This is a genomic window from Pseudomonas bananamidigenes, assembly GCF_001679645.1.
Lineage (GTDB): Bacteria > Pseudomonadota > Gammaproteobacteria > Pseudomonadales > Pseudomonadaceae > Aquipseudomonas > Aquipseudomonas bananamidigenes.
In genome coordinates this window covers 63,093-83,230 of record NZ_LRUN01000057.1, presented here as the reverse complement: position 1 = coordinate 83,230, position 20,138 = coordinate 63,093, and the positions used below count along the sequence as shown (strand labels likewise).

The window sequence follows — 20,138 nt, the reverse complement described above, 5'->3', positions numbered from 1 at the left end:
CGGCGTTCTACTTAATAAGAGGGAGCGGAATACAGGTCGTAGGTCTGGCGGATCATCAACGCGGCGCTGAAACGCTCGCGGACGATACGCCGGCCTTCGATGCCGAGGGCCGACAGCGCCGGCTTCTGGATCTGCTTCAAGCGATCGGCCAGCGCATGGTGGTCACCGCTGGGGAACACGTAGCCGGACACGCCGTGGGTCACCACTTCCGGCAGCGACGTGCAGTCGCTGGCAATCACCGGCAAGCCCAGCGCCATGCCTTCAAGCGGCACCATGGCAAAGCCTTCCCAGCGACTCGGGACGATCAGCGCATCGGCCTGTCGGTAGAGCGCGTTGACCTCGGTGGGCGTGACCCAGGGCAGGTATTCCACACCCTCCATCGGCGGACACTCGACTGTCGCCTCGTTGACCGCACTGCCCACCACCGTCAGCTTCAAGTCGTTGCGCTGCACCTTGGCATACGCTTTGAGCAACACGTCGAAGCCTTTCTGATAATCGAGCCGACCGACAAAGAGCAGGTGAATCGGTTTCGGGTCATTGGCCTTGCGCTCGTCATCCTTTGGATGAATGCCGTTGTAGATCAGCCGCATGCGCTTGCGCTCGATGCCGAACGCTGCGGCCTTGTCCAGTTCGTACTGGCTGACGCAGATGATCACATCGGTGACTTTCTGCAGCACACGCTCGATCCACGCGTAGGCTTTCTGCTTGATCGGCGAGCTTTCCATCAGGAACGAAAAGGCGTGCGGGCAGTAGACGATTTTCGGCCGGCGCCAGGGTCGCAGAAGCACACACACGCAACGACCGATCACTCCGGAAAACGTGCTGTGCAGGTGCACGACATCGGGTTTTTCGTTGAGCATGACCTGTATCAGGCGCCAGGCAAAACGCAGCAGCGACGGCACATTTCGCCCGGTTCGGGCGAACGTGCGGATCTGCTCTGGCGCGATGCCGTGCAGTTCCTTCTCCTGATCCTGCGGCACCAGATACACCAGCTCGTAGTTTGCCTGCGCATCGTCCGGGGACGCGGAAATCGTGCGGATCACCGTCGCGACCCCACCTTTGATCGTTTCAGCCACGTGCAGAATTTTTTTCACAACCCACCCACTTTGTTGCCGATAAGGACAGTCGCTGACATTCAGGATTTGTCGGACGCGTATTCGTAGTTGTAATAGCCGTAGCTACCGTTGCCGTAGTAACTGGCCGCACGCTTCTCGACGCCGTTGAACACTGCGCCCTTCAACTCGATACCGTTCTGGGCGAAGCGGCGAATGGTCAGTTCGATCTCTTTGGCCGGGTTCACCCCGAAGCGCGCAACGATCAGGCTGATGCCCGCCTCCCGGCCGACAATCGCCGCGTCCGTCACCGCCAGCAGCGGCGGCGTGTCGATGATCACCACGTCGTAGCGTTCGCTGAGCTGCGCCAACAGCTCGCGAAAATTGGCGTGCATCAACAGCTCGGACGGATTGGGGGGCACCTGGCCGCGGCTGATGAAATGCAGGTTGTCGACTTCGACTTTGTTGATCGCCTGATCGAGGGTGCAGCGCTTGACCAGCAAGTCCGACAGGCCGTTGCTGATCGGCGTGTTCAGTGTCTTGTGCAGATGCCCCTTGCGCATGTCGGCATCGATCAGCACCACCCGCTGACCGCTCTGGGCCATGACCGCCGCAAGGTTGGAAGACACGAACGTCTTGCCGACCTGCGGGCTCGGGCCGGAAATCATGATGCGGTTGTTGGTCGAGTCCAGCGCCGCGAAATGCAGGCAGGTGCGCAGGCTGCGGATCGACTCGATGGACAGGTCCGTCGGATTGCGCAGGGCCAGCAGGTACGCCGGGGTGTCCGCCGTGACTTTGGCGCGGACTTTCCTGGTGTCTTCTTCCTGTTGCAGGGCGCTGTAGGGGATCGATGCGTAGACCGGCAAGCCGAGCTGCTCGATGGCTTCCGGCCCTTCCAGGCCTTTGCTCAGCGACCTGCGCAGCAACACCAGAGCAACACCGACGAAAGCGCCGAGGAAGGTCGCGATCAGCACGATCAGGGCTTTTTTCGGTTTGACCGGACTGGTCAGGTCAACGTCCGCCGCATCCACCAGACGCACGTTGCCCACGGCGCCGGCGCGGATGATGTCCAGCTCCTGGGACTTGTTCAGCAACTGGGTGTAGATCTGCGAAGCGACTTCGACGTCGCGGGTCAGGTTGAGCAGTTCCTGCTGCGTGGCCGGCAGGTCCCCGACCTTGCCTTCCAGCGACCGCTGTTGCTGGGTCAACTCACCGATCTGGGTCAGCAGGGCACGATAGGCCGGATGCTGTCTGGTGAACTTGCGGTCCATCTCCGCCTGCTGCATTTTCAGCTCGGAAATCCGTGTTTCGAGGGCGACGGACTGGCCGAGCACCGACTGGGTTTCCAGGGAGATGTTCACGGTCTTGCCGCGCGTCTGGTAGGCATTGAGCGCATCGCTGGCCTTGGCCAGATCGCGTTTGACCTGCGGCAACTGGCTTTGCAGGAAGGCCAGGCTCTGTGCGGCTTCGGCCGAAGTGCGTCGCACATTCTGATCCACGTACAGCGAGGCAATCTTGTTGAGAATCCTCACCGCTTCAGCGGCATCGCTGCTGGCCAGGGCCAGGCGGATGATCCCCGACTCCTTGCCCTGTTCGGATATATCCAGCGCGTCCTGATAGCCTTGAATCGTCACGATCCGGGGGTAGCGCACCACCTCGAAAAGGGTGCCCGGGTTGGCCTGCAAATGCGTGATCTGCCCTTCTACGCCATCCTGCGCGAAGGGTTCGCCGGCCACGCCTTCGATCAACAGGTTGTCGTTGTCGTCGAACAACTGGAAGTGCCGTTGTTCGCCGGTGATCAGGCTGAGTTTCTTGCCCAGCAGTTCCTTGGGCAGATCGAGCCGGGCGAACTCCAGACGTTCGCCGCCCCACGCGTAGCTGCTAAGACCGAAACGTGGCGGCGCGACGCTGGATTCGGACTCACCACGATAACGGCGAGCAAGAAAGCCACCAATCAGCGGAAAAGTGTTGGGGGTCACGTCGATGTCCAGACGCAGGTCGTCGACGGTCTTGCCGATCACTGCGCGGGATTTGATGATGCCGATTTCGGTGACCGACGGCGACTGGCCGCCCAGCATGCTGTTGAGATCGGAAAAGCCGAGCATGTCGTTCTTTTTCGGCTCGACCTGCACCAGCGCATTGGCCAGATACACCGGCGTGGCCAAAATCGCATAGGCAACGCCGGTCATCATGAATGCGCCGGTGAATGCACCGATCAACCACTTCTGATCGATCAGGCTGCCGAATATGCCGAGAAGATCAATACTGTCTTGATCGTTTTCCCGGGTGCCGATTACTGACGGTAACTGCATAAGTCTTTCTTACCATTCACTGATCTGAAGAATATTCATCAACGCGCCAAGCGTTGCGCCCATGAGCTGACAGCATCTTCAATCAATGCGTGGGCATGAATAAAAGCGGCCTGCCCCTGACGATACGGATCTTCTATTTCTCGTTCGCTCTGCCACTTGCCAAGAAGAAACACTTTTCCCCTGGCGTGGGAGGCAATCTTCAGCACTTGATTCACATGTTGTTTTTCCATGACCAGAATCAGGTCCGATTCATTGACGATGTCCGAAGTAAGCTGTCGCGCCTTGAACCCATCGGCACTGTGCCCACGCTCTTCGATCACCCGGCGGGCCGTGGCTTCCATGGACTCACCGACCCGTGCCGCCAGGCCTGCGGAGCTCACCGTGATCGATGAAGGCGTCAGCGCTTTACGCAGCAACAGTTCTGCTGTCGGACTTCGGCAAATATTGCCGACGCAGACGACAAGGATCTTTTTGAACAAGGTTTACTTTCCCGTGTAATGTCAATCGGCCAACATTTCCCGTGAAATCAAAATGAATTCACCGGACTTTCCTGCACGCGGAAACAGTTTCGCCTGTTAGTACCGGTGCATTAAGTACCACGGGCCCCAAAGTCACCCAACCAGAATTACCGGACTAAAAATAACTGTGATTTTCGGCGCCTCCTTCATGAAAAGTTTTCCGACAAAAAATAACATTCATGCACTTACCAATGCCCTCGGCGTCGGAACAAGGGTAACGAGATAACCATTGGCTAGATGTCATTTCTCATCAGGAGAGCAGACATGAAATCAGCACATCTCAAACGTCTCGGCGCCCTTTCCCTTGTGTTAATCAGTGCAGCCGCTCAGGTAGAAGCCAGCGATCTGTTCCCCGCTCTACCCCACCGAACGGTCGGCATTCAGGTCAAGGTGCAGAATTTCTCCGCATCCGATGCCGCGCAGATCAAGGCAGCAGGCTTCAGCTTTGTGCGCCTGGGCGCGTGGAGCGACAGCCTCGGCGACAAGAGCTATCAGAAACAGCTTGCCGATGCGTTCGCCGCCGCTGGCTCCGCCGGATTGCCGGTGTTGATGACGGTGCGCGCCATCAAACCGCTGTCGACCGACCCCGCCACCGCCGGCACGGCGTTTGCCAACGCGGTCACCAGCCTGGAACAGACCTACGGGTCTCAACTGGTCGCGATTGAAATCTGGAATGAACCGGATCTGAACACCTACTGGCCGACGGGCAATTTCAGCACCACGTTTGCCCCGTTCATGGGCGCGATGTGCAAGGCGCTGCAAGCCAATCCGACCAGCACACCCGTGATCGGCTTCGGCTTCGCCCGGCCGCCGAGCGCCGGTTCGGCGTCGACCGTGGCGCTGAACAACATTCTCGGCGCCTATCCCAAATGCCTGAATGCCATTTCCTACCACCCCTATGGCATGACGGCGACCCAGATAGCCAATGCGCAAACCTTCATCCAACAGAACTTCCACCTGCCGGGCGTCATCAGTGAATGGGGCGTCTCGGCACTTGCTTCCAACGGCGGCCCCGACGGACAGGCCACCAAAATCGCGGCGTTCATCGCCGATGTGAAACGGCTGCAGATTCCGCTGACGTCGATCTACGAGTGGAAAAACAATGATTCGGGCAGCGATGACCGGGAGAAGAATTTCGGCTTGCAGACCGCCAGCGGGCAGCCGAAACCGGCACAAGCGGCGGCCAGGACGCAACTGGAATCCGAGTAGATTTCTCACTCGCCAGTCAGTTGCTTTGAACCTGTGCCCGGATTTGGCATCGTATCTATCGATAACAGGCCCCGCCCATTCAAACAGCCGTTTTCAGGTTGTTGCCTGCGGGGCTATCGATACACCCACATGCCCTTGAGTGGCTGTCAGCGCTCGGGTAATGTCGTCAGACCCATAGGACAGAGCACGCTCATGACTTCCAAGCTGGAACAACTCAAACAGTTCACCACCGTGGTTGCCGACACCGGCGACTTCGAAGCGATCGCCCGGGTCAAGCCGGTCGATGCCACCACCAACCCTTCCCTGCTCCTCAAAGCCGCCGCCATCCCGGCTTATGCCGAACTGCTGAACGCCAGCGTTGGCGACTGCAAGGGCGATGTCGGCCTGGCCAGCGACCGTTTCGGCATCGCGGTGGGCAAGGAAATCCTCAAGGTGATCCCGGGCCGCATTTCCACCGAAGTGGATGCGCGCCTGTCGTTCGACAAGGACGCGATGCTCAAGCGTGCGCACCGTCTGATCGAGCTGTACGACAAGGCCGGCGTCGGTCGCGATCGCGTACTGATCAAGATCGCGTCCACCTGGGAGGGCATCCGTGCCGCTGAAGTGCTGGAGAAGGAAGGCATCCAGACCAACCTGACCCTGCTGTTCTCCTTCGCCCAGGCCGCCGCCTGCGCCGATGCCGGCGTGTTCCTGATTTCGCCGTTCGTGGGCCGCATCTACGATTGGTACAAGAAGGCCAACGGCAACGATTACACCGGTGCCGACGATCCGGGCGTGCAATCGGTGACGCGCATCTACAACTACTACAAGGCCAATGACTACAAGACCGTGGTCATGGGCGCGAGCTTCCGCAACCTGAGCCAGATCGAACAACTGGCCGGCTGCGACCGCCTGACCATCAGCCCGGACCTGATCGACAAACTGGCGGCAGATACCGGCAAGCTGGAACGCAAACTCGCTCCGGGCCATGCCGGCGAAGCACGCCTGAGCCTCAACGAGGCGCAGTTCCGCTGGCTGTCCAACGAAGACGCCATGGCCACCGAGAAACTGGCCGAAGGCATCCGTCAGTTTGCCCGTGACCAGGAAAAACTCGAGGCGTTGCTGCAAGCCAAGCTGTAATGGGCTGACAGCAAACGCAAAAAGGGCGAACCTTTGCAGGTTCGCCCTTTTTTGTGCCTGATGGCTGGGGAATCAATGCCGTTCGAGGGCGTTCACCAGATCATGGAAGGCTTCACGGTTGGAGTCGTTCAGGCCCATGAGGATCTTGTGCGCTTCCAGCACCTTGACCCGCACCACCTCCTCCGACTGATCCTGATCCGGCAGGTCATCGAGACACTCCGGGCACGGCACGGGATGGTTGACGATATTGAACACCTGCTCGAAGCCCATCGATTGCAACAGACGAGTGATGTCATCGTGTGTCGTGACCACGGTCGGCAGCAGGCCGACCTTTTGCCGCGACAGGATCGACAGCTTGGCCAGCAGCCCCAGCGTGGTGCTGTCGATGCTGCGGGTTTCGGTCAGATCGATCACGATCGCGTTGAAATTCAGCGCGGTGAAGATCTTTTCAATAGTCGCATCCAACGCCGAACACAGGGTCAGGCGAACTTCACCGACGAACTTCAGGACGAAGGTGCCATCCTGCTCGGCGAACTGGATTCTACCGGTACTCATTAAAGATTCCTGCTCAACACCAACAGGGCGATATCATCCGGCATCTCCCCTAGCGTGGCCAATCCAAAAACCTGCCGCAGTCCATCCAGGCTGCCGCCCGCCGACTTGACCCGCTGGGGCAAGGCAGCTTCTTTCTCTTTGAGTGTGGGTTCTGGCAAAAGATCCAGAATGCCATCAGACATCAGCGTCAGGCTGAATGCGGGTGGCAGCTCGAGCACATGGTCTTCGTAGGTGGCTTCATTGAACAGCCCCACGGGCAGACCGCGCCCCTCGAGATAGCGAACACTGTCAGGCGTGTACAACACAGGCAACGGCAGATGGCCGCCGATGCTATAGGTCAACAAACCGGTCTCCTCGTCGATGACTCCACCGACCATTGTGACGTGCTTGCCCAGCTTACAACTGATCAGCCCCCGGTTGATATGACCAAGGACTTCCGAAGGTTTGAATTCCGGCAGGGTGCCGTTGCGCTTGGACTCGAACAGCAAGCGCGTGGTCATGAACTTCAGCAGGACGGTGACGAACGCCGAAGAGGCGCCATGGCCTGAAACGTCCGCCAGATAGAACGCGACACGGCGTTCGTCCACCCGGAAGTAGTCGACAAAATCACCCGACAGGTACAGCGACGGGATGATCTGGTGGGCGAACTTGAATTCGTCGATGGTCCACGGGCTTTCCGGCAGCATGTTCATCTGCACCTGGCGACCGGCGTTCTGGTCTTCCTGGAGCAGATTCAGACTGGCTTCGAGCTCGCGGTTGGCCTTCTCCAGCTTCTCGCGGTAACGCTGGTTTTCCAGCAGCAGACGCGCACGATCCAGGGCCCGGCGCACGGAGTGCTCGAGCACGGCCAGATCTTCGAGAGGCTTGATCAGGTAATCCGCCGCGCCCAGGCGCAGGGCCTCGACCGCGTCATTCATCACGCCGGCACCGGAGACCACGATCACCGGTGTCTGCGGGGATCGCTCGGTAACCTGACGGATGAGTTCGAGACCGCCCATCTGCGGCATGCGCAGATCGCAGATGACGAGATCGGGCTGGTCTTGCTCGAATACCTGAAGACCCTGCTGACCGTTACTGGCCTGCAAGACGCTGAAACCACTGTCTTCCAAATAGGCCGCGAGGCTCGCGCGCACTACTTCGTCATCATCGATTATCAGCAGCGTGGCACTGGTTTTTGGCATGTGGGCAAACGGCGCCAGAATTAGGTTGGCGTAGCAGGCGGGGCAACGGCCCGGCGCAGACTACTGGATTCGCTTTCTAGCCTCTCTGCTGCACCGCTTCGGAGCGTTGGCCCCGCACACGGCTGCACCAGAGGTGCCCTTCTAAGGCGCAGACGGTACTCCCATCCTTCGAGCGTTTCAAGCATGCGCGATTCGTCGCCTGACGACTTTGTTTGTCAAATCACAGAGAGTTATAAGAACGTTCGAAACCGTAACTCAATGGAAGGATGCAGTGACAAAAAAGGCGACCTTTCGGTCGCCTTCCGGGGGTTCACAGGTCGAATCAGAAATCGTCTTCGACGTGACCGTCCTTGACCTTGAACTCGCGGTTCTGCAGGTAGGCATTGCGGATGAAGGTGTATTTGTCGCCGCTGATCAGCTTCTCGCTGGACAACAGGCTGGCACGGGTATCGACGATGTTCAGGCCGTAAATCGTGTTACGTGCCGGAATGTCGTTCATATAGCGGTACGGCGCAGTGTAGGTATCAACGTATTTCGACGGCGCATCACGCAGGGTGCTCGGGCCCAGCAACGGCAGCATCACGTACGGACCGCTGCTCACTCCCCAGTAACCGAGGGTCTGGCCGAAGTCTTCGTCGCTGCGTTGCAGGCCCATCTTGGTGCCCACGTCGAAGAAGCCCAGCAGGCCGAAGGTAGTGTTGAAGATCAGACGCGCGGTGTCGACACCGGCAGCAGCCGGTTTGGCCTGGAGAATGTTGTTGGCCAGGTTGGTGATGTCGCCGACGTTGCGGAACATGTTGTGGATGCCATCTTCCAGAAATTGCGGCGTTACATACTCATAGCCCTGCGCCAGAGGCTTCAGTGCGTAGGTATCGACGAAGTCGTTGAACTGAAAGATCGGACGGTTGACGCTTTCCCAAGGGTCTTCTTCCGTTGCCGCCTGGGCAACGAACGGAACCAGCATCACGCCGGCACATACACAAAGCTGAGCGAGAGGATTGCTCCAGCGCATAGAAAAACTCCTTGGATTGAACATACGCGGCATGCGGACCACGGTCATAAGGTGCTCAGTATAAGACGGAAACACTTGTTTAGGCATTTCCAACATCATCAGCGCTGCAGGACTCGTCGTAACGCCGTTGTCATCCAACTGTCACCGGTCTTGCTTAGCCTGACGTGTATTTCAAGGACGTTTTTCATGTCACAGGCCGAAGCAATGCCCCATGCAGCACCCAACCTGACGGCCGTGCTGTTCGGGCTCAGCGGCTGCCTGGTGGACTTCGGCGCCCGCGCCCGCCATCCTGCCGGCGCCACTGCGGACCACGCCGAGACCACTCCCGGGGCTCTGGACAGCCTGCGCAGCCTGCAACGGCAACAGATTCCGTGCGCCTGGCTGGACGAACTCCCATCTCCCCTCACCCGGGCGCTTTCAGTCACGCTGCCGGACTGGGTCAAATCTTCGCAACATCCCGCAACAATCAACCCATGGCCGGCGCCTGATGCCTGCTGGCAGGCGTTGATGGCATTGCAGGTCGCGCGCCTCGACGGTTGTGTGCTGGTCAGCGGAGAACCGCGCCTGCTGCAATCCGGCCTGAATGCCGGACTGTGGACGATCGGCCTGGCGTCCTGCGGTTCACTCTGCGGTCTATCGCCACAAGAGTGGCAAGCGCTGAGCCAGAAGGAACGCGAGCAGCTACGTGGCAAGGCGACGGTGCAACTGTTTGGCCTGGGCGTGCATTCGGTGATCGATCATCTGGGCGAGCTCGACACTTGTCTCGCCGACATCAGCCAGCGCCGTCTCAAAGGCGAAAAGCCCTGACCGGGATCATGCAGGTTGCGGCAGAGTGGATTAGGCTTAAGGAGAGCCATAGACCTTTGGCGCACGGCTGCGGTCTATGCCAGTGCCTCTCGATAAAAGGAAACAACCATGCCCGCTCAAGAACTGCAGAAACAGCTCAATGCCCTGCGCGAGCAACTGGATCAGAATCCGCCGCTGTCGGAAGCCGAGCGCGCAGACCTGCACGCACTGATGCAACAGATCGAACTGGAACTTGAACTGGAAACCAAAACCCAGGATTCCAATCTCGCCGACGGTGTGAACCTGGCCGTCGAACGCTTCGAACTCGAACACCCCACCATCGCCGGCACGCTGCGCAACATTGTGAACTCCCTGGTCAGCATGGGGATCTGAGACCTGCGAATACGAAAAAGCCCTGCCAGTGATGGCAGGGCTTTTTCATATCTGGAACTTGGAACACAACCTTTGTGGGAGCGAGCTTGCTCGCGATTGCGGTGTATCAGCCAACATTAACGTCACTGACAAATTGCGATCGCGAGCAAGCTCGCTCCCACATTGATTTTTTACTGACGAACCAGACGCCGGTTCGGCAGTTGCACGCTTTCAGTGCTGCGGTACGGGTTGATATCCAGTCCGCCACGGCGCACATAACGTGCAAATACTGTGAGTTTCTCCGGTTTCAGCAGACGCTGCAGGTCAAGGAAAATCCGCTCCACGCACTGCTCATGGAAGTCCGAGTGCTGGCGGAAGCTGACGATGTATTCCAGCAGACTGGCGTGATCCAGCGCCGCGCCACGGTATTCCACCACCACGCTGCCCCAGTCCGGCTGGCTGGTCACCGGGCAGTTGGATTTAAGCAGGTGACTGTGCACGCTCTCCTCCACCACCCGCGAATCGTCACAGCGCAGCAGTTCGGGACGTGGGTGTTCGTAATTGCTGACGCTGATATCCAGCTCGTCGATGCACACGCCCGGTAGCGCGCGACGCCTTCGGCTTCAACCTCTTTCAGGCTGCGAACCCGCACGCCCACCGGTTTGCCGGCAGCGGCGGACAAGTCCTTGACCAGCGTCGCTTCCAGGCTCGCTGTATCGGCGAACGAGGTCTGGTTCAGGGAATTCAGGTACAGCTTGAACGACTTGGATTCGATGATGTTCGGCGAGTCCGCCGGAATGCTGAATTCGCCGATCGCCACCACCGGTTTACCCGACGGCAGCAACCACGACAGTTCGAAGCAGTTCCAGAAATCCACACCTTTATACGGCAGGGTCTCGGCGGTCAGGCCCAGCTCTGCCCACTTCGCGGTGCGCGGAATCGGGAACAGCAGGGACGGTGTGTAAGTGGCGATGTATTCGCTGGACTTGCCCAGCGGCGAATGTTCGGCTGCGGGATGCATGGCGGAAACCTGACTGAAGAATCAGCGGATTCTATCAGCCTTTGCTTGCGCCTTTGAGTGCTTACTGACTGACAGTCAATTTGCCGACCATTCCGGCCTGGTAATGCCCGGGAATGTTGCAGGCAAACTCCAGGCTGGTCGCCTTGCTGAAGGTCCAGGTCAACTCGGCGGTCTTGCCCGGTTCGACCAGCACGCTGTTGGGGTCGTCGTGTTTCATGCCGTGTCCCATCGCCCCATGATCCATGCCCGCCATATCGTGGGACATTTCCTTCATGCCGGTCGGCGTCAACATGCCGCTTTGCTGCATTTGCAGCATTTCCTGCTGGTGTCTGGCATGCATCGCGGCATCGCCGAGGTTGAATTCGTGCAGCAACCGGCCCTTGTTTACCAAAACAAAACGAATGGTCTCACCGGCCTTGATGTCGATGGCCTTCGGATCGAACGACATGTCGCCCATCACCACTTCAATACTACGGGAGGCCTTGGCAGCAGGTGCCGGTTGGCCGAAGTCATACGTGCGCGCAGGATCGGCCCATACGGATGAGCTCAACGCCAGCAAACAGGCGGCGACGGTCAGAGGGTTGCGCAAAAACATGGTCATACTCCAACAAGATAAGATTCAGCCTGTGGGAAACTTTAGTCGGCCCGGGCTGGCAGCGACCTGACAGGCAGATTACAACTTTGTCAGGTTGGCGCTCGTAACCAACTCCCACGGTATAACGCTCTCGTTCCTACAAACCCGAGTCGCCCATGAAACTGCTGATCGTCGAAGACCAACCGAAAACCGGCCACTACCTGCGCCAGGGCCTGACCGAGGCCGGCTTCAACACCGAGCTGGTGGCCGACGGCAACACCGGACAACAGTTGGCGTTGAGCGGCGACTACGCGCTGTTGATCCTTGACGTCATGCTGCCCGGGCGCAGTGGCTGGCAGATTCTGCAAGCGGTGCGCAGCGCCGGGCTGGAAACACCGATCCTGTTTCTGACCGCCAAAGACACCGTGGAAGACCGGGTTCACGGCCTCGAACTGGGCGCCGACGACTACCTGGTCAAGCCATTCGCGTTTTCCGAACTGCTGGCCCGGGTACGCAGCCTGTTGCGGCGCGGCAGCACCACGCCACAGGAAACCTGCCTGCAACTGGCCGACCTGCGCCTTGATCTGATCCGCCGCCGGGTCGAACGCAGTGGCCAGCGCATCGACCTTACGGCGAAAGAGTTTGCCCTGCTGGAAATGCTCCTGCGCCGCCAGGGCGAAGTGCTGCCCAAATCCCTGATCGCCTCGCAAGTCTGGGACATGAACTTCGACAGCGATACCAATGTGATCGAAGTGGCGATCCGCCGCCTGCGTCTGAAGATCGATGACGACTTTCCTGAAAAACTCATCCATACCGTGCGCGGCATGGGTTACGTACTTGAAGAGCGTCCCGACTGATGCGCCGTCTGTCACTCGGCAGTCGGCTGGCGTTGCTGTTCGCTGCCTGCACCGCAACGGTTTCACTGGTAGCCGGCGTCGTTTTCAACCGCGCCAGCGAGGCGCACTTCATCGAACTCGATCAGCAATTGCTCGAAAGCAGGCTGATCAATGTGCGTCAGGCGCTGATGGGGAATGGTGACGCCGCACATGTCACCGATGAATTGAACCAACAAGGCGATGTCGCGCTGCGCATCAGCAGCCCCGAAGGGCAGCGCTGGTTTGGCCGATCCCTGCAAATGTCGGCGAACCTGCCGCAACAGCCCGGTCTGGCTACCATCAATGACAACGGCACGGACTATCGCCTGCTCAATGCCCCGCTCTTCCCGGAACGACCCGACTCACCACAATTGACCTTGCTGCTGGACATCACCCACCACCAACACTTCCTGCAACGCATGCAACATCTGATCTGGCTGACCGTAGGCCTTTCGGCACTGGCCACCGCGCTGTTGGGCGCCTGGGCGGCACGCAGCGGCCTGCGTCCATTACGGCGCATGAGCGCCGTGGCGCGGGGGATTTCCGCGCAATCGCTGAATGCCCGACTGCCGGAAGCGCAGATGCCTGCGGAACTCACGGAACTGGCCCACAGCTTCAACGCCATGCTCGGACGTCTCGATGACTCTTTTCAGCGACTTTCGGCGTTCTCTGCCGACATCGCCCATGAACTGCGCACTCCGCTGTCGAACCTGCTGACCCACACACAAGTCACCCTCACACGCCCTCGCCCACTCGAAGATTATCGCGAGGCCTTGCACAGCAACCTCGAAGAGCTGCAATGGATGGCGCAACTGGTCAACGACATGCTTTATCTGGCCAAGGCCGACCACGGATTGCTGGCGCCCAAGCGTGAACCGCTGGACCTGGCGGAAGAAGCCGATGTATTGCTGGAGTTTTTCGCGCCACTGGCCGAAGAGGCTCAAGTCAGCCTGAGCCGCGACGGCGAGGGCCGGTTTGAAGGTGACCGCGCGATGCTGCGCCGGGCGCTGTCGAATCTGCTGGACAATGCACTGCGCTTTACCCCGGCCGCAGGCGATGTGCGTGTGCAGATAGCTGAGCAGGCGAAATCCTTGAGGGTGACCGTCGAGAACAGTGGCGAGGGGATTTCTTCGGAGTTGCTGCCGCGTTTGTTCGACCGCTTTTACCGGGCTGATCCGGCACGCCAGGAAGGCACCAGCGAACATGCCGGGTTGGGGCTGGCGATCACTCAGTCGATCATCAGAGCCCATGGCGGGCAGATTCATTGCGAATCGGATCGGGGATGGACGCGGTTTGTGATTGAGTTGCCCAAAGACTGAGGCCAGCAGTGCTGGCCCCTTCGCGAGCAAGCTCGCTCCCACAAGTTTCGAGTCGCGCCACACTTCTGTGAACACCCCGTAACACTGTGGGAGCGAGCTTGCTCGCGATGGCGGTCTTGAAGCTTACGAATAACGCAACGCGTGCGCCGGCTCGATCTTCGCCGCTCGCCAGGCCGGGTAAACAGTGGCCAGGAAACTGAGGATGAAGCCTGCCGAGCAGATCAGCAGCACGTCGCCACCCTGCAACTCCGAGGGCAGGTTGCTGACGAAATACACGTCGGAACTGAAGATGTGCTGCCCGGTCACTCGCTCGACCCAGCCCACCATCTCACTGACGTTCAGCGCGGCAATCACGCCCAACACGCCACCAATGATGGTGCCGACGATGCCGATCACCGTGCCCTGAACCATGAAGATCGCCATGATCTGCCGTGGCGTGGCGCCGATGGTGCGCAGGATCGCGATGTCCGCACCCTTGTCGTTCACCACCATGATCAGGGTGGCGATGATATTGAACGCCGCCACCGCGACGATCATCAGCAACAACAGGCCGATCATGGTCTTTTCCATTTTCATCGCACTGAACAGGCTGCCCTGGGTGTGGGTCCAGTCGTCTGCCTTGAAGTCAGTGCCAAGGCCGGTGGCGATGTCGGACGAGACCTTCGGTGCAGCGTACAGATCTTTCACTGCCAGACGCACGCTCTGCACCTGATTCGGCTCCCAGTGCTGCATGGTCGCGGCGTCGGAGACGTGGATCAGGCCCATGGAACCGTCCAGTTCGGCGCCGACCTTGAAGATGCCGACCACATTCAGACGCTGCATGCGCGGGGTGATGCCGCCCGGTGCGGTACTGACTTCCGGCACGATCAGGGTGATCTTGTCGCCGACGTTCAGACGGAAGCGTCGGGCCGTGATCTCGCCCAGCACCACACCGAACTCGCCCGGTTTCAAGGCATCGAGACGCCCCTGAACAATATGCTGCGCAACGATCGACACCTTGCCTTCCTGGGCCGGATCGACGCCGCTGATCTGGATCGGCTGCATCATGCCCTTGTAGGACAGCATACCTTCCATCTCGGTGAACGGCACGGCGGCGGTCACTTCAGGGTTTTTCAAAGCGGCAGCGGCCACCGGTTGCCAGTCATCGATCGGCTTGACGCCGACGATGGTCGCGTGAGGCACCATGCCGAGGATGCGCGAGCTCATTTCGCGCTGGAAACCGTTCATCACCGACAACACCACGATCATCGCCAGCACGCCGAGGGCGAGGCCGATCATCGAGGTCATCGAAATGAACGAAACAAAGCGATTGCGGCGCTTGGCGCGGGTATAGCGCGTGCCGATAAAGATCGATAACGGTCTGAACATTCGCTGGGGCACCGTATAAAAATAAAAGACCCGACGCCTTTTCAGGCATCGGGTTTCAAGCCGTCAGATGGGGGTCAGACAACCATCCTGCAACTGCAGGACGCGGTCCATCTGGCGAGCCAGGTTCAAATCGTGAGTCACCACAAGGAACGCCGTGCGCATCGAAGTGCTGAGTTCCAGCATCAGATCCTGAATGCCCTCGGCGGTGTGGGAGTCGAGGTTGCCGGTCGGCTCGTCGAGCATCACCAGGCCTGGCTTGTTCACCAGGGCCCGGGCAATCGCCACGCGCTGGCGCTCGCCACCGGACAGCTCGGCCGGCTTATGTTCCAGGCGATGGCCCAGACCGACCCGCTCCAGCAACGCCGTGGCCCGCTGACGCGCCTCGGGGATTGCGGTCTTGCCGATCAGCAGCGGCATGCAGACGTTTTCCAGCGCGGTGAATTCCGGCAGCAGGTGGTGGAACTGATACACAAAACCGAGGGCACGGTTGCGCAACAGGCCACGCTTCTTCTCGCTCAGTGCCGAGAGCTCTTCCCCGTCGAGCCAGACGCTGCCCTTGGTCGGGGTGTCGAGACCGCCCAGCAGGTTGAGCAAGGTACTTTTGCCCGAACCGGACTTGCCGACGATCGCCACCCGCTCACCCGGGTGCAACTCCAGTTGCAGACCGGCCAGCACTTGCACCGACTCCGGGCCTTCCTCATAGGACTTGCCCAGGTTGCGGCAGCTCAGGATTGCTTTATCACTCATGCCCGACTCACTCATAACGTAGCGCCTCCGCCGGCTGGGTGCGCGCGGCACGCCAGGCTGGATACAGGGTGGCGAGGAAACTCAGGACCAACGCAGCGGCGCAGACCATGACCACGTCCTGGCTCTGCACCTGCGATGGCAGGTAATCGATGAAATACACGTCGGCGTTGAGGAATTTATGCCCGATCACGCCTTCGAGTGCCGAAATCGCAGCGCTGACGTTGAGCGCCGCCAGGATCCCGACCACGGCACCGATGGCCGTACCGACCACACCGATCACCGTGCCCTGCACCATGAACGTGCGCATGATCGTGCCCGGCGTGGCGCCCAGCGTGCGCAGGATGGCGATATCGCCCTTCTTGTCGTTCACCACCATCACCAGCGTGGAAATGATGTTGAACGCAGCAACCGCGACGATCAGCAGCAACAGCAGGCCGATCATGGCTTTTTCCATGCGGATCGCCTGATACAGGTTGCCGTGGGTGCGGGTCCAGTCGCGGGCGTAGTAATGGTCTTCGCCAAGCCGCTGGGCGATGTTCCACGCTTCACGCGGCGCCTGGAACAAGTCATCGAACTTCAGGCGCAGACCCTGCACCTGATCAGGCTTCCAGCGGTGCAGCTTCGCCAGGTCTTGCAGATTGGTGACGCCCAGATAACCATCCAGCTCACCGGCGCCGACATGGAAGATGCCGACCACGGTGAAGCGCTTCATGCGCGGGAACATCCCGGCCGGGGTCACACTGACCTCCGGGGCGACGAAGGTGATCTTGTCACCGACGCCCACGCCCAGCTTGGTCGCGGCCTTGTCACCGATCACGATGCCGAAGCTGCCCGGCGTCAGATCGTCGAGCCTGCCTTGCTTCATGAAGTTGTCGATGATCGAGACGTTGCGCTCCAGCGCCGGATCGATGGCGTTGAGCAACACCTTCGACACCTGACCGTTGTTGGTCAACAGGCCCTGCATCTGGGTGAACGGCGCGACGGCCGCCACCTGCGGGTTCTGCTTGACCCTGGCGGCCAGGCTCGGCCAGTCGCTGATGGCTTCACCGGACTCGATGGTTGCGTGGGGCACCATGCCCAGCACGCGGGTGCGCATTTCATGATCGAAGCCGTTCATCACCGACAGCACCACGATCATCACGACCACGCCAAGGGCGAGCCCGATCATCGAAGTCAGGGAAATGAATGACACAAAATGATTGCGACGCTTTGCACGGGTGTAACGCGTGCCGATAAATACGAAGAGAGGTCTGAACATGTCGGGGCTTGTTCGGAGGGAAAAGGAACGTCCTTGTGGCGGGGGTCGATAACCAGCTTTACACTCAGACCACCGCCGCTACCATGGGTTCGCCATGTCGACATTAGATGAAGAAGATCGCCGCGAATACTACCGTATCGAGGACACGATCGCACTGGAAATTCGGCCCCTGTCCGCTGCAGAAGCCGCAGGCCAGGAAGTGTTGCAGGATGCTTCCCCGTTATTCAACGTGCTCAGTGAACTGCACCTGAGCGAATTCGAGTCGCAGCACCTGTTGCGCCAGATCAACGAGCGCGACCGTGCCATCGCGGCATTCCTGAAATCCCAGAACAAGCGCATCGATCTGCTCAGTCAGGTCATTGCGCTGACCGCGCTCGGGCAAATCGGCGAGCCGCAACCGGTGATCATCTCGGAGGGCGGTGTGGATTTTCAGAATCCGACGCCGATCCCTGCCGGCTCACGCCTGTCGGTCAAAATGGTGCTGATGCCTCAGGCCCACGGCCTGCTGCTGCGCGCCCGGGTCACCCATTGCGACCGCAAGGGCGACGGCTACGACATCGGCACCGAATTCGAACACCTGACCGATGCCCAGCGCCAGTTGCTCGCCCGTTATATCTTGCAAAAGCAGGCCCAGGAACGACGCCTGGCCCGCGAACAGAACGAATCAGGCATTTAATTAAGGAAGAACCGTGACCCTTATCTACGGCCACCGCGGCGCCAAGGGCGAAGCACCGGAAAACACCCTGAGCAGCTTTCAGGAATGTCTCAAACACGGCGTACGCCGTTGCGAACTGGATCTGCACCTGTCCAAGGACGGCGAACTGATGGTCATCCACGACCCGACCCTCAAGCGCACCACCGAGCGTCGCGGCAAGGTGGTCGAACACACCGCTGCCGAGCTGGTGACTTACGACGCCCGCAAGGGTGGCCCCGGCTGGATCAAGCCCTGCCCGATTCCGACCCTGGAAGAACTGTTTGAAAAGTGTGATTTCGATCACTGGCAGCTCGAAGTCAAAAGTGCTTCGCGCACCCGCGCCGCAACGACCGTTCTGGCCATTCGTGAAATGGCGGTCAGGCACGGACTGCTCGACAAGGTGACGATCACCTCGAGTTCAAGGGAAGTGTTGAAGGCGGCGCTGGATCTGGTGCCGGACGTGTCGCGCGGACTGGTGGCCGAATACGCCTGGCTCGACCCGCTGAAGGTCGCGGCAAGTTATGGCTGCGAGATTCTGGCCTTGAACTGGACGCTGTGTACGCCGGAACGCCTGCAGAAGGCGCAGCGTCAGGGGCTGCATGTGTCGGTATGGACCGTCAACGAGCCTGCGCTGATGCGCAGACTCGCCGACTTCGGCGTTGACAGCCTGATTACAGACTTTCCCGGTTTGGCCACTGCCACCCTCGGGAATGGCTGAAATCGGTCTCCCCGGCCGGCTCAGGCCACCGGCCGGAGCCGCTCAAAAAAGCCGGTTGAGGCCGTCGTACGCGGCTACCCGATAGGCTTCGGCCATGGTCGGGTAGTTGAAGGTGGTATTGACGAAGTACTTCAGGGTATTGAGCTCACCCGGCTGGTTCATGATCGCCTGACCGATGTGCACGATCTCCGACGCCTGATAACCGAAGCAGTGAACGCCCAGCACCTGCAGGGTTTCGCGGTGGAACAGGATCTTCAGCATCCCTTGCGGTTCACCGGCGATCTGCGCACGCGCCATGCTCTTGAAGAACGCCTTGCCCACTTCGTACGGCACCTTGGCCTGGGTCAGCTCCTGCTCGTTCTTGCCGATCGAGCTGATCTCCGGAATGGTGTAGATGCCGGTCGGCACGTCATTCACGAAACGCCAGCTGCCGTTGTCGACAATGCTGCCGGCCGCCGAACGGCCCTGGTCGTGGGCGGCACTGGCCAGGCTTGGCCAGCCGATCACGTCACCGGCGCCGTAGATGTTCTGCACGCAGGTGCGATAGTTCTCGTCGACTTCGATCTGGCCACGGCTGTTGACCTTGACGCCGATGTTTTCCAGCCCCAACTGATCGGTGTTGCCGGTGCGGCCGTTGCACCAGAGCAAGGCGTCGGCCTTGATCTTCTTGCCGGACTTCAGGTGCAGGATCACGCCGTTGTCCACGCCTTCGACGCGGTCATACTCTTCGTTATGACGCACGGTGATGTTGTTGTTGCTGAAGTGGTAGCTCAACGCCTGGGAGATTTCCGAGTCGAGGAAGCTCAGCAACTGGCCGCGGTTGTCCACCAGCTCGACCAGTACACCCAGACCGCTGAAGATCGAGGCGTATTCGCAACCGATCACGCCGGCGCCGTAAACGATCAGTTTACGCGGGGTGTGGCCGAGGCTGAGGATGGTGTCGCTATCGTAGATGCGCGGGTGGTGGAAATCGATGTCCGCCGGGCGATAAGGACGCGAACCGGTGGCGATGATGATGTGTTTGGCCACCAGTTTTTCGACCACGCCGTTGGCGCAGACCACTTCGATGGTCTGCTCGTCGGCGAAGCTGCCGGTGCCGAAGAACACGTCGACGCGGTTACGGGCGTAGTAGCCGGTACGCGAAGCGACTTGTTTGGAGATGACTTTCTCGGCGCTTTTCAACACGTCCGGGAAGGAGAACCAGCGCGGTTCACCGATGGCCCGGAACATCGGATTGGTGTTGAACTGCATGATCTGCCGCACCGAGTGACGCAGGGCCTTGGACGGGATGGTGCCCAGGTGGGTGCAGTTACCGCCGACCTGGCGACGGCTGTCGACCATCGCCACCTTGCGCCCTGCTTTGGCGGCGTTCATTGCCGCGCCTTCTCCCGCCGGGCCGGAACCCAGCACCACCACGTCGTAGTTGTAGACAGCCATGCGTACTCCTC

General features: G+C 59.9%; 19 protein-coding genes and 1 pseudogene. 8 read left to right on the top strand and 12 right to left on the bottom strand.

The window, feature by feature from the left end:
- Positions 1-11: 11 nt before the first annotated feature.
- From BBF94_RS20160 to BBF94_RS20150, 3 genes are read right to left on the bottom strand one after another with little or no spacing between them, the layout of a single operon-like run.
- Positions 12-1,094 (bottom strand): glycosyltransferase, encoded by a 1,083-nt coding sequence (locus tag BBF94_RS20160; protein WP_065260731.1) that lies wholly within the window; start codon positions 1,092-1,094, stop codon positions 12-14.
- Positions 1,095-1,135: 41 nt separating this feature from the next.
- On the bottom strand, positions 1,136-3,364 hold the full coding sequence (locus tag BBF94_RS20155) for a polysaccharide biosynthesis tyrosine autokinase (RefSeq protein ID WP_065260730.1): 2,229 nt from the start codon (positions 3,362-3,364) through the stop codon (positions 1,136-1,138).
- Between the two features lie 38 nt (positions 3,365-3,402).
- Positions 3,403-3,843 carry a low molecular weight protein-tyrosine-phosphatase gene (locus BBF94_RS20150; protein WP_065260729.1) on the bottom strand — a complete coding sequence of 147 codons (441 nt, stop codon included), beginning with the start codon at positions 3,841-3,843 and terminating at the stop codon, positions 3,403-3,405.
- A gap of 303 nt (positions 3,844-4,146) precedes the next feature.
- Here BBF94_RS20150 and BBF94_RS20145 point away from each other — a divergent pair, with 303 nt between their 5' ends.
- Both BBF94_RS20145 and tal read left to right on the top strand, forming a co-directional pair.
- Entirely contained in the window at positions 4,147-5,091 is a 945-nt protein-coding gene (locus tag BBF94_RS20145; protein ID WP_065260728.1) for a glycosyl hydrolase family 5, read from the top strand.
- A 192-nt stretch (positions 5,092-5,283) separates the two neighbouring features.
- A complete protein-coding gene (gene tal / locus BBF94_RS20140) occupies positions 5,284-6,210 on the top strand; it encodes a transaldolase (protein ID WP_065260727.1) in 927 nt (308 codons plus the stop codon).
- A 72-nt stretch (positions 6,211-6,282) separates the two neighbouring features.
- Here the strand turns inward: tal and rssC are convergent, their stop codons facing one another.
- The 3 genes from rssC to BBF94_RS20125 form a co-directional block, all read right to left on the bottom strand.
- Positions 6,283-6,765: an anti-sigma factor antagonist RssC gene (gene rssC, locus BBF94_RS20135; protein ID WP_065260726.1), complete on the bottom strand. Its 483-nt coding sequence runs from the start codon at positions 6,763-6,765 to the stop codon at positions 6,283-6,285.
- On the bottom strand, positions 6,765-7,946 hold the full coding sequence (rssB, locus tag BBF94_RS20130) for a two-component system response regulator RssB (RefSeq protein WP_065260725.1): 1,182 nt from the start codon (positions 7,944-7,946) through the stop codon (positions 6,765-6,767). Before rssB ends, rssC begins: the two co-directional genes overlap by 1 nt.
- Positions 7,947-8,268: 322 nt before the next feature.
- A complete protein-coding gene (locus BBF94_RS20125; RefSeq protein WP_404820964.1) occupies positions 8,269-8,910 on the bottom strand; it encodes an MlaA family lipoprotein in 642 nt (213 codons plus the stop codon).
- Between the two features lie 234 nt (positions 8,911-9,144).
- Between BBF94_RS20125 and BBF94_RS20120 the strand changes: the two genes are divergently transcribed.
- Both BBF94_RS20120 and BBF94_RS20115 read left to right on the top strand, forming a co-directional pair.
- Positions 9,145-9,765, top strand: a complete 621-nt coding sequence (locus tag BBF94_RS20120) for a phosphatase (protein ID WP_065260723.1) — start codon at positions 9,145-9,147, stop codon at positions 9,763-9,765.
- A gap of 108 nt (positions 9,766-9,873) precedes the next feature.
- Complete coding sequence (locus BBF94_RS20115; RefSeq protein WP_065260722.1) at positions 9,874-10,137, top strand: DUF4404 family protein; 264 nt, start codon at positions 9,874-9,876, stop codon at positions 10,135-10,137.
- A 170-nt stretch (positions 10,138-10,307) separates the two neighbouring features.
- On the opposite strand, the pseudogene queF reads toward BBF94_RS20115, so the two are convergent.
- Positions 10,308-11,137 (bottom strand): annotated as a pseudogene (gene queF / locus BBF94_RS20110) (NADPH-dependent 7-cyano-7-deazaguanine reductase QueF).
- A 61-nt stretch (positions 11,138-11,198) separates the two neighbouring features.
- Complete coding sequence (gene copI, locus BBF94_RS20105) at positions 11,199-11,732, bottom strand: copper-resistant cuproprotein CopI (RefSeq protein ID WP_065260721.1); 534 nt, start codon at positions 11,730-11,732, stop codon at positions 11,199-11,201.
- A gap of 155 nt (positions 11,733-11,887) precedes the next feature.
- Between copI and BBF94_RS20100 the strand changes: the two genes are divergently transcribed.
- Together BBF94_RS20100 and BBF94_RS20095 are read left to right on the top strand one after the other, a co-directional pair.
- Positions 11,888-12,568: a heavy metal response regulator transcription factor gene (locus BBF94_RS20100; RefSeq protein WP_065260720.1), complete on the top strand. Its 681-nt coding sequence runs from the start codon at positions 11,888-11,890 to the stop codon at positions 12,566-12,568.
- Positions 12,568-13,905: a heavy metal sensor histidine kinase gene (locus BBF94_RS20095; RefSeq protein WP_065260719.1), complete on the top strand. Its 1,338-nt coding sequence runs from the start codon at positions 12,568-12,570 to the stop codon at positions 13,903-13,905. The genes BBF94_RS20100 and BBF94_RS20095 overlap by 1 nt, the downstream gene beginning before the upstream one ends.
- Before the next feature lie 123 nt (positions 13,906-14,028).
- Here the strand turns inward: BBF94_RS20095 and BBF94_RS20090 are convergent, their stop codons facing one another.
- The 3 genes from BBF94_RS20090 to BBF94_RS20080 form a co-directional block, all read right to left on the bottom strand.
- Positions 14,029-15,273 (bottom strand): lipoprotein-releasing ABC transporter permease subunit, encoded by a 1,245-nt coding sequence (locus tag BBF94_RS20090; protein WP_065260718.1) that lies wholly within the window; start codon positions 15,271-15,273, stop codon positions 14,029-14,031.
- A gap of 63 nt (positions 15,274-15,336) precedes the next feature.
- Positions 15,337-16,020 (bottom strand): lipoprotein-releasing ABC transporter ATP-binding protein LolD, encoded by a 684-nt coding sequence (gene lolD, locus BBF94_RS20085; protein WP_176704481.1) that lies wholly within the window; start codon positions 16,018-16,020, stop codon positions 15,337-15,339.
- A 7-nt stretch (positions 16,021-16,027) separates the two neighbouring features.
- Positions 16,028-17,278 (bottom strand): lipoprotein-releasing ABC transporter permease subunit, encoded by a 1,251-nt coding sequence (locus BBF94_RS20080; protein ID WP_065260716.1) that lies wholly within the window; start codon positions 17,276-17,278, stop codon positions 16,028-16,030.
- Between the two features lie 94 nt (positions 17,279-17,372).
- Here BBF94_RS20080 and BBF94_RS20075 point away from each other — a divergent pair, with 94 nt between their 5' ends.
- On the top strand, positions 17,373-17,954 hold the full coding sequence (locus BBF94_RS20075) for a PilZ domain-containing protein (RefSeq protein ID WP_065260715.1): 582 nt from the start codon (positions 17,373-17,375) through the stop codon (positions 17,952-17,954).
- A 13-nt stretch (positions 17,955-17,967) separates the two neighbouring features.
- Positions 17,968-18,690 carry a glycerophosphodiester phosphodiesterase gene (locus BBF94_RS20070; RefSeq protein ID WP_065260714.1) on the top strand — a complete coding sequence of 241 codons (723 nt, stop codon included), beginning with the start codon at positions 17,968-17,970 and terminating at the stop codon, positions 18,688-18,690.
- A gap of 42 nt (positions 18,691-18,732) precedes the next feature.
- Here BBF94_RS20070 and sthA read toward each other — a convergent pair whose 3' ends face one another.
- Complete coding sequence (sthA, locus tag BBF94_RS20065) at positions 18,733-20,127, bottom strand: Si-specific NAD(P)(+) transhydrogenase (protein WP_065260713.1); 1,395 nt, start codon at positions 20,125-20,127, stop codon at positions 18,733-18,735.
- Positions 20,128-20,138 lie beyond the last annotated feature (11 nt).